Below are 12906 nucleotides of genomic sequence, written 5' to 3' on the forward strand. Positions count from 1 at the left end.
CTTCAGGGGAGACAAGTCTGGATATTTCAGGCTTAACATCAGAAACAGTTTATGATTTTACAGTAGAGGCTATAGATGGTTCGGGTAATCGCTCGGGACAAAGCAGTGTTCTGAGTGTAACTACTTTGATAGAAGTCGATGAGGAAAACCCTTCAGTTCCAACTAATCTTGTGGTTAGTAATTTGTCCACAACAGGTTTAACTTTAAGTTGGGCGGCTTCCATAGATAATTTTGGTGTTACGAATTATGAAGTGTTTCAGGACGGATTGAGTGTCGGTTTTACAGCGGGTTTAACAAATATAAATATAACAGGATTAGTAGAAGAAACCACTTATCTTTTCACTGTAGAGGCGTTGGATGATGCAGGAAACAGATCAGGTCAAAGTTCGGGTCTAAGTATTACTACATTAGCTGCACCAGATACCGAAAATCCTAGCATTCCAACAGCTTTGATTGAAACTAATCTAACATTTAATAGCTTAACATTAAGCTGGAATGCTTCTACGGATAATGTAGGAGTAACAGACTATGAGGTGTTTCAGGACGGTGTAGGTATAGGGTTGACTTCAGGCGTGACAAGTTTGAATATTTCAGGCTTAACATCAGAAACTGTCTATGAATTTACTGTAGAGGCGATTGATGGTTCTGGTAATCGTTCAGGACAAAGTAATGGTTTAAGTGTAACAACATTGGCGGCTCCTGATTCGGAATCTCCTACAGTTCCAGATGGCTTGATTACAAGTAATCTTACATTTAATAGCTTAACATTAAGCTGGAATACCGCTATAGATAATGTGGACGTGACTGATTATGAAGTGTTTCAGAATGGAGCTAGTTTAGGATTGACTTCAGGGGTGACAAGTCTGGCTATTTCAGGGTTAACCCCCGAAACAACTTACGTATTTACTGTAGAAGCTATAGATGGGGCAGGTAACCGTTCAGGCCAAAGTTCTGGTTTGAGTGTGACAACTTTAGAAGTTCCGGATACAGAAGCTCCAACTGTACCTTCGGGTTTGTTCGCAAGTGATTTAACTTTTAATAGTTTGACGTTGAACTGGGAGGCTTCAACAGATAATGTGGCAGTGACTAATTATGAAGTGTTTCGAGGAGGAGCAAGTCTTGGGTTAACTGCTGGATTAACAAGTTTAAATGTTTCAGGATTGATAGCAGAAACAACCTATGTGTTTACAGTAGAGGCTATAGATGCTTCAGGGAATCGGTCAGGGCAGAGTTCAGACTTAAGTGTTACTACTATAGCTGAACCCGATACAGAGGCTCCAACAGTGCCAACAGGATTACAAGAGAGTGCTTTAACGTTTAATAGCCTAATATTAAGCTGGAATCCTTCTACTGATAATGTAGGTGTTGCAGATTACGAAGTTTTTCAGGATGGTGTGAGTCTGGGGGTATCTGCTGGGTCTAATAGTTTTAATGTTACGGGATTAAATGGTAGTACAGGATATAATTTTACGGTAGAAGCTATTGATACTTCAGGGAATAGATCAGGACAGAGTTTGGCTTTGAGTATCACAACGCCTGCGGAACCGGATACGGTTAGTCCAAGTGTTCCAACGGGACTAGGAGTTAGTAATCTGGCATCTACAAGTTTGACATTAAGTTGGGATGAATCTACAGATAATGTTGGAGTGACAGATTATGAAGTATTTCAGAATGGTGTGAGTCTGGGACTTACAGGGGGGATGACAAGTATTAGTGTTTCAGGTTTAACTGAATCTACAGGATATGGTTTTGCGGTAAGAGCTTTTGATGAAGCTGGAAATGTTTCAGCAAGCAGTAGTGTGTATAATGTTACAACATTAGCAAATGAGCTTCATTATACAGAATCTAATGCTAATTTGGATTCTGTAGACTGGATAGCTAGAGATGTGTATGCATATAGAAATTTAGGAATAGGTACAGTGAATACTCAAGGATATAGGTTGGCTGTGGCAGGTAATATCATTTCTGAAGAAGTAAGAGTAGCATTGCAAACGAGCTGGCCTGATTATGTGTTTAAATCGTCTTACGAATTGCCAACATTAACAGAATTAGAATACTTTATTTCTTCCAAAGGACATTTGCCAAATGTACCGAGTGCCCAGGAAGTAGAAGAAAACGGAATTGAATTAGGAAAAATGAATGCTGTTTTATTAGAAAAAATAGAAGAATTAACACTGTATATTTTACAACAGGAGAAGAGAATTAAAGCTCTGGAGGAGGAAATTAGGAAGAAATGAAATTAATGTAAAGTATTTAAAATTATGAAATCAATTAGATGGTTGCTAGTGGTGGGGATATTGGTTTGTTGTAAAGATTATTATGCACAAAGTATTCGGAAAAATTATCAGGAAATGACTGCTTATGAGCGAGATGAATTAGTGGATGCGTTTTATGCTATGCGTTCGGGAGCAGATTTGATGAATGATTTGGCTGACTTTCATGGAGATTTTTTTAATTTCGATGGAACTTCAGATCCAACGCGTTTGGATATTCACTTTAATCTTCCTGATGAGCCGGAAAGACAGATATTTTTTCCGTGGCACAGACGACAAATGTTTGAATTAGAGCAAGCGATGCAGGATGTGAATCCAGATGTTAGTTTACCATGGTGGGATTCTTCGGTAGATCAGTCAATCAATTCGCCTTTATGGGATCAGAATTTTATGGGACAGTTTGATGCAGCGTGGGAATTAGAAAGGAATTATGCGACCGTAAATAATGTAAGTCTTTTACCTACTCCTGCCGATGTTCAGAATGTACAGGCTATTCAGGATTTTTTGTTGTATTCAGATGTAATGGAGCGGGGTAGGGTGCATACAGGGGCTCATCGCTGGACTGGGGGAGCAATGCCAACACCTGTGTCTCCAAGAGACCCAATTTTTTATCTGCATCATACTTTTGTTGATAAACTGTGGGATGATTGGGAAACAGCTAATCCTGGTGGGTCATCTCATATAATTACATCCATGTTAAGGTATGACGGGACCTACAGGTTTAATGGACAGTTGTTACCTTTGGTTGATCCGGATGATATTGTGAATAGTAGGGCTCTGGGTGTATTTTATGCCGAAAATCAATTGGCACAATTAACTAATTACACAGTGTCAAACACGTATCATAATTTGGAAAATTTTTATTATCAGTACTTGATTAATGTAGGGAATAATTTTATCGTTCCAGACGGAAGAAATTGTGTGGTTAAGTCAGTGTCAGCCATAAATCTATTGCCAGGGTTCTTAGCTGAAGAAGGCAGTTTGTTTGTTGCTGAAATTGATGCAGCTAATATGGAATCCAAAGTGAATAATGTAGGTGTTTTGGCAACAAGATTAAATAGCCGAAATCCTTATGATTATAATCCTCATATTTTAAATAAGGAAGCTTATAATCCTAAGAAACCTAAGCGAGATAAGGAAAGTGTGTCTTTAGCTCCTAATCCTTTTGAAAACAGAATGGTTTTTGTTTTACAAGAAGATAAGGCTGTACTGAATGAAGAGTATAAGGTTAGAATATTTGATGCTTCAGGAAGATTGGTTTTAGAGCGTCTGTTTGTCTCAGAAAACGGGAAATTTGAAATATCTAATCTTAGTTATTTGAAAAAGGGAGTATATGTGATTGAGGTTTTTGATTCAAAAGGAGAGATTTTTAAAGATAAGATAATTAAACAATAGAAATTTAAATTTTTTTTGTAAATTACTGATGTGCAATTGTTTATGTGGTACTTAAAAGTGTTTAGTATTATGGTGAGAAATAAAATATTCTGGACTTTAGACTTGTTGAAAGGAGGGCGGATTAAACGAGAGTATAAAGAAATAAAATTTGTCCTCGAGAATTTAAATAGCAATGCCTCAAAAGAAATACAGGAGCTACGAAAATATGAAATTCTTCAGCATGCCATTTCAACAACACCTTTCTACAAAAATAGGGTGGAACGTTGTAGCTTTAATGTATTTCCTGTGATAGATAAGAATATCATTTTAAATCATTACGACGAATTTAAATCAGAAATTTTTTTAGATAAACCAAAAGAGTCAGCATATACCAGTGGTTCTACCGGAACTCCGTTTAAAGTGTATCACAATTTAGCAAAGAAAAACAGAAATTTAGCTGATGTTATTCATTTTGCTAAGCTTTCAGGGTTTGAACTAGGTGATCAGTTGTTTTACATTAGGCACTGGGATGAATATAATAGTCGTTCTAAATTCGAAACATGGAAGCGTAATATTTATATGCATCCGGTAGCTAAATTATCCGATCATGATATAGAAACTTTAATTAATGCTATAAAATCTTCAAAAGTTAAAAAGGGTATTTTGGCTTATGCTTCAGCACTTAATGTATTAAGAGATTATATTTTAAAGTATAATTTAAGTCCATTAAAGGATAGTAAAGTTAATTCAGTTATTGCAATGTCAGAAGCTCTGAATGACAGGACAAAAGAGGTTGTTGGTCGATTTTTTGGAGTTGAGGTCGTGTCGCGTTATTCTAATGTAGAAAATGGAATAATTGCACAACAGTTAGTAGGTTCTAATGGCGCTTTTCATATAAATTGGGCGAGTTATTTTGTTGAGATTTTAAAGTTAAACAGTGATGAACCAGCTGAAAGAGGTGAGTTGGGGCGTATTGTGGTAACCGATATGTTTAATTATTGTATGCCTATGATTAGATATGATACTGGAGATATTGGGTTAATGGGATATAATCAAAGTGAAATGTCTCAAGAGTATCCTGTTTTGATGCGTATTGAAGGACGAAAAATGGATATGATTTATGATGCAGATGGTAAATTTATATCGTCTTATGCGGTATACAATATTTTAAAGTATTCAAATATTAAACAGTATCAATTTATACAGGAAGATGATAAAAAATATGTTTTTAAATTAAATGTTGAACCGGAATTTAATTGTGAAACACAGATTAAAAATGAATTCAAGGCGCTTTTAGGTAAAGATGCTGAGCTAGAAATTGAGTATGTAAAGGAAATTCCATTGTTGTCTTCGGGTAAGAGAAAATTGGTTTTAAACAGAAATAAGAAAAATAAAGTAATTAACTAAAATTAGTATCATGCAAATAACAAAAAAAGGAACCCAAAGGTTCCTTTTTTTGTTCAATATGTTTAGATGTTTTACATCATACCTGGCATTCCGCCACCACCCATAGGAGGCATAGCAGGAGCATCTTCTTTAATGTCTATTAAAGCACATTCTGTAGTTAAGATCATTCCGGAAACAGAAGCTGCATTTTCTAATGCAATACGTGTAACTTTCTTAGGATCTATAATTCCTGCAGTTAACATGTCTACATAAGTTTCTGTTTTCGCATCGTAACCAAAGTTGTCTTTTCCTTCTAGTACTTTTGATACAACTACACTACCTTCTCCACCTGCGTTTTCTACGATAGTTCTTAACGGCGCTTCTATAGCGCGTGCTACGATTTGAATACCTGTAGATTCATCTGCATTTTCAGTAGATAATTGCTCTAATATAGCTTTAGCTCTTACTAAAGCAACACCACCACCGGCAACAATACCTTCTTCTACAGCGGCTCTTGTAGCGTGTAGCGCATCGTCTACACGGTCTTTTTTCTCTTTCATTTCAACTTCACTTGCTGCACCTACATAAAGTACTGCAACACCTCCAGCTAATTTAGCTAAACGCTCCTGAAGTTTTTCTTTGTCGTAATCGCTTGTAGTTGATTCAATCTGAGATTTAATCTGATTAACTCTGTTTTTAATCATTTCCTTATCGCCAGAACCATTCACGATTGTTGTATTGTCTTTGTCTAATGAGATACGCTCTGCGTTTCCTAACATGTCGATAGTTGCATTTTCTAAAGTAAATCCTCTTTCTTCAGAAATTACAGTTCCTCCAGTTAAGATTGCAATATCTTCTAACATGGCCTTACGTCTGTCTCCAAATCCTGGAGCTTTTACAGCAGCAATTTTAAGTGAACCACGTAGCTTGTTTACTACTAATGTTGCAAGAGCTTCGCCATCCACATCTTCAGCAATAATTAATAACGGTTTTCCAGATTGTGCTACCGGCTCAAGTACAGGTAGTAAATCCTTCATTGTAGATACTTTTTTGTCGTATAATAAAATGTAAGGATTTTCAAGGTCAGTAATCATCTTTTCACTATCGGTTACGAAGTAAGGGGATAGGTATCCTCTGTCGAATTGCATACCTTCCACAACATCAACGTAAGTGTCTGTTCCTTTTGCTTCTTCAACAGTAATCACACCTTCTTTACCAACTTTTCCAAAAGCTAAAGCGATTAAATCTCCAATAACATCATCGTTGTTTGCAGAGATAGCGGCTACTTGTTTGATTTTCTCTGAAGAATCTCCAACTTCTTTAGTTTGCTTAGCTAAATCTTCAACGATAGCTTCAACAGCTTTGTCAATTCCACGTTTTAAATCCATTGGATTTGCGCCAGCGGCAACGTTTTTTAAGCCTTCTTTTACGATAGCCTGAGCTAATACTGTAGCAGTAGTTGTTCCGTCTCCTGCTAAATCGTTGGTTTTAGAAGCTACTTCTTTAACCATTTGAGCTCCCATATTTTCAAGAGCGTCTTCTAATTCGATTTCTTTAGCAACAGATACACCATCTTTGGTAACGTTTGGAGCTCCGAAAGAACGACCGATAATTACATTACGACCTTTTGGTCCTAAAGTTACTTTTACTGCGTTTGCTAAAGCGTCTACTCCGCGTTTTAAACCGTCGCGAGCTTCAATATCAAATTTTATGTCTTTTGCCATAATACTTATAAATTTTTAATGTACTTCAACCGTATTAGTTGTTTTGAGTTAATTAGCCTGGGTTGAAGCGAAAGAGTTTGAGTTTTTAATGAATTAAATGATAGCCATGATGTCGTCTTCGCGCATCATTAAGTAGTCTTTACCTTCTAATTTTAATTCAGAACCAGAGTATTTTCCGTAAAGAACAGTGTCTCCGATTTTTACAGTAAGTGGTTCATCTTTTTTACCTGCACCAACAGCAACAACGGTGCCTTTGTGTTGTTTTTCTTGAGCTGAATCCGGGATGAATAATCCAGAAGCTGTTTGAGTTTCTGCAGGAAGTGGTTCTACAAGAACGCGGTCTGCAAGTGGTGTGATGTTTACTTTACTCATGTTATTATGTGTTTTTAATAGTTTAAAATTTCTGTGGGTTATAATTCTAAAATTGTGCCAAGCTAAAGGGACTGACAAACTTTCAGATATAAAAAATGCCAACTGTAATAGTTGGCATTTTTTATATAAAGATATATGAGTTTTTGTTTATTCAGCAGCGTCTTCTGTAGTTTCAGGAGTAGTGGCAGCCGGTTCCGGAGTTGTAGTTGGTAATGGTTGAGCTGTAGATTCAGCGTCTAAAGCTTTAGATTCTACATTTCCAGCTCCTCTGTTAATAGCTACGTTAGATAATAAAATTAATACTAACATTAAAGTAGCTAATGTCCATGTACTTTTGTCTAAAAAGTCTGTGGTTTTTTTAACCCCTCCGATTTGCTGAGAGCTTCCTCCGCCTAAAGATGAAGATAATCCGCCTCCTTTAGGGTTTTGCACCATAATTACTACTATTAATAGAAATGCTACTACAACGATTAGGAATAAAAATATTGTAAACGTACTCATTAGTTTTTATTATTTTGTTCTTGTATTTTTTTTATTGCTTTAATTCGGTCTGCAAAGAAACCACTTTTTTCTGGATATTTCAAACTTAATATGTTATAAGATTGAATTGCCTTTTTATAATTTTTTTGCTCGACATAAATTCTTGCCAAGGTCTCTGTCATCAACGACTCTGGCTGAATCATATGTGATTCAGCAAGATTATGACTTGTTGTGGAAGTCGATTTTTTTGGGTCGATTTTCGGACTTGAAGAAATAAATTTATCTATCAGTTCAAATTTTTTCGCTTTTTCCGGACAAGGTTTAGGGGTTGGTTTTGCCGGTTCTTCGGGCTTAACCTCTGTGACATTTAGACTGCTTTCATCTTCTTGAGATGGATTTGAGCGATCAATCGGATTAAATTTGGCAAGTTTTAACCATTCATTAAAGGAATGTGTTTCGCTTTTGTCGAATTTTAAAGGCTTACCTATTTCTAAGATAGTTTCAGGAGAATCAGATGCTGTAGCTTGAGTCTCTATGCTTTCTTCTGTATTTGTGACTTCAGGAGTAGGGGATAGCGTTTTTTCTAGAGTAAAAGCATCAATTTTAGAAGGGGTGACTTTGGGTTGAAACAGTTCCGGGTCTAATACGCCTTCAGTTTCTTCTATTTGTTGCGTTAAACTGTCGTCTATCGATGTTTTTTTGTTTACAGAAAGATCTACCGCATCTACTTCGATGTCTTTAATATGCTCTGCATTTTGTTTTATATATTCCGAAATTTCGTTTTGCAGAAACACTTCAGACGTAATAAAATCGAAAAGAATACTGCGGTCTGTAGTATATGCAGCTGTGGTTTTTAATTCCTGATTGTATTTAAAACTATCCTGTTTTTTTAAGCCTTTTAGGAATAATGCTCGTGCTGGTTGAAAGTAAGGAAATTCATTTAAAACAGTTTGCAGCTCCTCGGTTTGCTTTGCAGATAAAGCCTCCGGGTGTTGCAAGATGTATGTAAAATCTGTACTGGTCATAAATTAATTACCACTGTGCCAGAGAGGCGTTAAATATATCCTGAGTTAAACGTTCTAAAATTTCGTCGTGAGCTGTTGCCTTTACCGAACCAACCAACTGCGCACTACCTGCATAATCGTAAAAGAAAGAAAAGCGTTTTTCAAACTCTGCATTTTCATCCTGTTTGTTGTAAAATCTTACGTTTACAGCCATAGTTAACCTGTTTTGAGCGGCTGTATTGTTTGCTGTAGCCGTGGTAGGTTCAATACGATATTCAACAATCTCTCCTTCGTAAACCAAATCGCCATTCGATTTTACCAACTGTAAATTGGTTTGGTTTAACAATAAATCGGTTAAGGCATTGGTGAATTCCAGATCTAAGCCAGGTTCTATTAAATTAGAATTATTTTGAAAATAATTAACCTGAAACGTTTTAGTGTTCGGGTTTACTTTCGCTCCGGTAAAGGAGTATACACCACAACCTATAGCACTTAATGTAATGCAAATTAATAAAATATAATGCTTAATTTTCATGTTTTATAAATCGTACTGTTTTATTTTTCTGTACAATGTGCGCTCGCTAATTCCAAGTTCGGCAGCTGCCAATTTACGTTTTCCCTGGTGGCGCTCCAACGATTTTTTTATTAATTCCAGTTCTTTGTCCTGAAGAGAAAGTGTTTCTTCCTCTTCAATTTCTTCAGCAAAATGATACTTGTCCTGGTTGCTTGAATTGGAGTCTATTACAGCAGGGCTTGATGTCTCCGGAATTGAAAGGATTTCAAGATCGTCGTCAGATTCCTCATACTGGGCATCCGATTCGTTACCATATATTTTTTGAATAAGCCCTTCGTTGTTTTTCTGAACATCTTTGTCGTTACCATGTTTCATAAGCTCCATCGTAAGCTTTTTAAGATCGTTCAAATCGCTTTTCATGTCGAATAAGACTTTATAAAGTATTTCGCGCTCACTGCTAAAATCGCTGTCCGATTTTGTGTGCGAAATAACGGCAGGAAGATTAGAACCTGTGTCCGGTAAATAACTTTTTAAGGTTTGCGAATTAATTAATCTGTTTTCTTCAAGTACAGAAATTTGTTCGGCAATATTTCGCAATTGTCTGATGTTTCCGCCCCATCGGAATTTTAAAAGAGTTATTGCAGCATCATCGGTTAATTTTATAGTAGGCATCTTGTATTTAAGAGCAAAATCGCTGGCGAATTTTCTAAATAGCAAGTGGATGTCTTCCTGGCGATCGCGTAATGGAGGAAGATGAATTTCTACAGTGCTTAGCCTGTAATACAGGTCTTCTCTAAACTTATCTTTTTTAATAGCCTCGAACATGTTAACGTTGGTGGCGGCTACTATACGAACATTAGTTTTCTGAACCTTACTGGAACCTACTTTTATAAATTCTCCGTTTTCCAGAACACGAAGTAAGCGCACCTGAGTGGTTAAAGGTAATTCTCCAACTTCGTCTAAAAAAATGGTTCCACCATCGGCAACTTCAAAATACCCGCTTCGGGTTTGGGTGGCTCCGGTAAACGATCCTTTTTCGTGTCCAAATAATTCACTATCAATAGTGCCTTCCGGTATGGCTCCGCAGTTTACAGCAATGTATTTGCCGTGTTTGCGGTGCGATAACTGATGAATGATTTTAGGAATACTCTCTTTTCCCACCCCGCTTTCTCCGGTTACGAGAACCGAAATATCTGTAGGGGCAACCTGTATGGCTTTTTCAATGGCTCGATTTAATTTAGGGTCGTTACCTATAATTCCGAAACGTTGTTTTATCGCTTGTACTGATTCCATAGTATTCTTATCTAAAAATAGCTGGACAGAGAAACAGGAATTATTTTATACTGTTTCTCTGTTGAATTGTAATTAATTATTTTCTGAATATCCTACCGCTTCACCTATAAGTGTGGCTGCAGTACATTCGGTAATTTTTACATTAACAAAATCTCCTGGTTTATAATTTTCTTTAGGGAAAACTACTACTGTATTCTGGCTGTTTCTACCAGACCAGTGAGCGTCTGATCGTTTTGAAGCTTTTTCAATTAAAACCTCTTCAACTCTGCCAATGTGTTGCTGAGTGCGATAAAGCGCATGGTCTTGTTGCAGATTGATAATTTCTTCTAATCTGCGCTTTTTTATATCGGCAGGAACGTCGTCTTCCATTTTACGTTCGGCCATGGTTCCTGGTCTTTCAGAATAGGCAAACATAAATCCAAAGTCGTATTTAACATATTCCATCAGACTTAAAGTGTCTTTATGATCTTCTTCGGTTTCGGTTGGGAAACCTGTAATCATATCTTGTGAAATAGCACAATCAGGAATAAGACGTTTAATATTGTCAATTAACTCAAAATACTCTTCACGTGTATGCTGACGGTTCATTTCCTGAAGGATTCTGTTACTTCCGCTCTGCACCGGTAGGTGAATGTATTTACAAATGTTGTTGTGCTTAGCCATGGTTTCTATTACATCCAAAGTCATATCCTGAGGGTTGGACGTAGAAAAGCGGAAACGCATTTTTGGCTGCGCTTTAGCGCATAATTCTAAAAGGTTAGAAAAATTAACAGCTGTGGCTTTTTGCATATCCGAAGCTTTAACGAAATCTTTTTTAAGTCCGCCGCCATACCATAAATAGCTATCTACATTTTGCCCAAGAAGGGTAACTTCTTTATAGCCCTTATCCCAAAGATCGTTAATTTCTTCTAGGATACTTTGCGGGTCACGACTGCGTTCCCGGCCTCGGGTAAATGGAACCACACAAAAAGTACACATGTTGTCGCAACCTCTGGTAATAGATACAAATGCGGTAATGCCATTAGAATTTAAACGTACAGGAGAAATATCGCCATAGGTTTCTTCTTTAGACAGGATAACGTTTACGGCATTTTGTCCTTCGTCTACCTCTGCAACAAGGTTAGGTAAGTCTTTGTATGCATCAGGTCCTACAACCAGGTCTACAATTTTTTCTTCTTCTAAGAATTTGCTTTTAAGACGTTCTGCCATACAGCCTAAAACACCGACTTTCATGCCGGGATTTATTTTTTTTACGGCATTGTATTTCTCTAAACGCTTTCTTACGGTTTGTTCTGCCTTGTCTCTGATGGAACAAGTGTTCACTAAAACCAAATCGGCATCTTCAAGATTTTGAGTTGTATTAAATCCGTTTTCTAATAATATAGAGGCTACGATTTCACTGTCACTAAAGTTCATTTGGCAACCGTAACTTTCAATAAAAAGTTTGCGCTGGTTTCCTTCTTTCTGCTCTAATACAAGGCTTTCTCCTTGTTTGCTTTCATCAATTGTCTTTTCCATAATAATATTGAAAAAAAATATGTATTAGTCAATAAGGGTGCAAAGATACAATTATATTTAGGTTTAGTGACAAAGTGTCAGCTTTAATTTTGTTGTTTTTCTGTTAAAAAATAGTTCTTTTACAACTCATTAAACCATACGCTATTATGAAGTTTGAGAATGTGGAAACTATCGATTTTTCCAAACCTTTAGATTTCGGAACCATTTTTAACCAGTCTCTGGAATTATTTAAGAAAACCTGGCTACAGGGTGTTATTACAAATTTGTTGACTCTGGCTATTATTTTTCCCTTTTACCTTATTATTTATTTGCCGTTTATGGCTTTTGGAATTATAGATCCGGAAGCATTTCGAGATAATCCCGATTCGAATCCTTTAATGTTGATTCCGGTTGGAGCTCTGTTTTTAATTTTTAGTGTAGTTATTTCGGTAATAGCATTGGCTTTAAAATCGGCGTTTTATAGAATCTGTAGGCAGAAGGACCTTGGGATTGAAGGTGCCGATGATTATTTCTATTATTTCAAAAAAACTTACCTTATAAAATTACTAAAGTTGTCAGTGGTTACTATGGTTATATCACTTTTGGCAACTATGTTATGTTTCTTACCTATAATATATGTTATTGTTCCATTATCCTTTTTTAATGTCATTTTTGCTTTTAACCCGGAGTGGACAGAGTTAGAAATAACCAAAGCGAGTTTTAAATTAGGTAATGCAAAATGGCTAATTACCTTCGGATTAATGATAATCTGCGGATTACTGGCTCAGCTTGTAGGGATGATGATGTGTCTTGTCGGAGTTTTTCTTACGGCGTCTTTTGCTTATCTGCCTGCTTATTTTATTTATAAAGAAATGTTTGGTTTTGATGAATTTCAGGAAGAAGAAGATTTAAAGATTTTAGAAGCTTAAAATTGTAATTTTATCAATTTTAAGCTGACAAATTTATTGTAAATAAACAGTTATATTTTG

11 protein-coding genes are annotated in these 12906 nt (G+C 36.4%); 4 read left to right on the forward strand and 7 right to left on the reverse strand.

Annotated features, from left to right (window positions below):
• From I3217_RS00015 to I3217_RS00025, 3 genes are all read left to right on the forward strand, one after another.
• A partial coding sequence (locus I3217_RS00015; protein WP_435047667.1) for a fibronectin type III domain-containing protein occupies window positions 1–2237 on the forward strand: 2237 nt, incomplete at its 5' end.
• A 24-nt stretch (window positions 2238–2261) separates the two neighbouring features.
• Complete coding sequence (locus tag I3217_RS00020) at window positions 2262–3668, forward strand: tyrosinase family protein (RefSeq protein WP_435047668.1); 1407 nt, start codon at window positions 2262–2264, stop codon at window positions 3666–3668.
• Between the two features lie 69 nt (window positions 3669–3737).
• Window positions 3738–5054: a CoF synthetase gene (locus I3217_RS00025; protein ID WP_435047669.1), complete on the forward strand. Its 1317-nt coding sequence runs from the start codon at window positions 3738–3740 to the stop codon at window positions 5052–5054.
• A 71-nt stretch (window positions 5055–5125) separates the two neighbouring features.
• Here the strand turns inward: I3217_RS00025 and groL are convergent, their stop codons facing one another.
• The 7 genes from groL to miaB all read right to left on the reverse strand — a co-directional run bounded on the left by groL (window position 5126) and on the right by miaB (window position 11938).
• Window positions 5126–6757 (reverse strand): chaperonin GroEL, encoded by a 1632-nt coding sequence (gene groL / locus I3217_RS00030; protein ID WP_435047670.1) that lies wholly within the window; start codon window positions 6755–6757, stop codon window positions 5126–5128.
• 93 nt (window positions 6758–6850) lie between these two features.
• Window positions 6851–7129, reverse strand: a complete 279-nt coding sequence (locus I3217_RS00035; protein WP_435047671.1) for a co-chaperone GroES — start codon at window positions 7127–7129, stop codon at window positions 6851–6853.
• 147 nt (window positions 7130–7276) lie between these two features.
• Window positions 7277–7630: a preprotein translocase subunit SecG gene (gene secG / locus I3217_RS00040; RefSeq protein WP_435047672.1), complete on the reverse strand. Its 354-nt coding sequence runs from the start codon at window positions 7628–7630 to the stop codon at window positions 7277–7279.
• On the reverse strand, window positions 7630–8634 hold the full coding sequence (locus I3217_RS00045) for a hypothetical protein (protein WP_435047673.1): 1005 nt from the start codon (window positions 8632–8634) through the stop codon (window positions 7630–7632). Before I3217_RS00045 ends, secG begins: the two co-directional genes overlap by 1 nt.
• Window positions 8635–8641: 7 nt before the next feature.
• Window positions 8642–9148, reverse strand: a complete 507-nt coding sequence (locus I3217_RS00050; RefSeq protein ID WP_435047674.1) for an LptE family protein — start codon at window positions 9146–9148, stop codon at window positions 8642–8644.
• A 3-nt stretch (window positions 9149–9151) separates the two neighbouring features.
• The gene (locus tag I3217_RS00055; protein WP_435047675.1) at window positions 9152–10420 is read right to left on the reverse strand and encodes a sigma 54-interacting transcriptional regulator; all 1269 of its coding nucleotides are present in this window, start codon (window positions 10418–10420) and stop codon (window positions 9152–9154) included.
• Window positions 10421–10492: 72 nt separating this feature from the next.
• Window positions 10493–11938, reverse strand: a complete 1446-nt coding sequence (gene miaB / locus I3217_RS00060; protein WP_435047676.1) for a tRNA (N6-isopentenyl adenosine(37)-C2)-methylthiotransferase MiaB — start codon at window positions 11936–11938, stop codon at window positions 10493–10495.
• Between the two features lie 146 nt (window positions 11939–12084).
• On the opposite strand from miaB, the gene I3217_RS00065 reads away from it, so the two are divergent.
• Complete coding sequence (locus I3217_RS00065) at window positions 12085–12846, forward strand: hypothetical protein (RefSeq protein ID WP_435047677.1); 762 nt, start codon at window positions 12085–12087, stop codon at window positions 12844–12846.
• Window positions 12847–12906: the final 60 nt, after the last annotated feature.

Origin of the sequence: Formosa sp. S-31 (assembly GCF_051172795.1) — a bacterium.
Taxonomy (GTDB): Bacteria; Bacteroidota; Bacteroidia; order Flavobacteriales; family Flavobacteriaceae; genus Formosa.

Coding starts and splice junctions, on each gene's coding strand:
- I3217_RS00020 (WP_435047668.1), top strand. CDS start 2,262: ATGAAATCAATTAGATGGTTGCTAGTGGTGGGGATATTGGTTTGTTGT.
- I3217_RS00025 (WP_435047669.1), top strand. CDS start 3,738: ATGGTGAGAAATAAAATATTCTGGACTTTAGACTTGTTGAAAGGAGGG.
- groL (WP_435047670.1), bottom strand. CDS start 6,757: ATGGCAAAAGACATAAAATTTGATATTGAAGCTCGCGACGGTTTAAAA.
- I3217_RS00035 (WP_435047671.1), bottom strand. CDS start 7,129: ATGAGTAAAGTAAACATCACACCACTTGCAGACCGCGTTCTTGTAGAA.
- secG (WP_435047672.1), bottom strand. CDS start 7,630: ATGAGTACGTTTACAATATTTTTATTCCTAATCGTTGTAGTAGCATTT.
- I3217_RS00045 (WP_435047673.1), bottom strand. CDS start 8,634: ATGACCAGTACAGATTTTACATACATCTTGCAACACCCGGAGGCTTTA.
- I3217_RS00050 (WP_435047674.1), bottom strand. CDS start 9,148: ATGAAAATTAAGCATTATATTTTATTAATTTGCATTACATTAAGTGCT.
- I3217_RS00055 (WP_435047675.1), bottom strand. CDS start 10,420: ATGGAATCAGTACAAGCGATAAAACAACGTTTCGGAATTATAGGTAAC.
- miaB (WP_435047676.1), bottom strand. CDS start 11,938: ATGGAAAAGACAATTGATGAAAGCAAACAAGGAGAAAGCCTTGTATTA.
- I3217_RS00065 (WP_435047677.1), top strand. CDS start 12,085: ATGAAGTTTGAGAATGTGGAAACTATCGATTTTTCCAAACCTTTAGAT.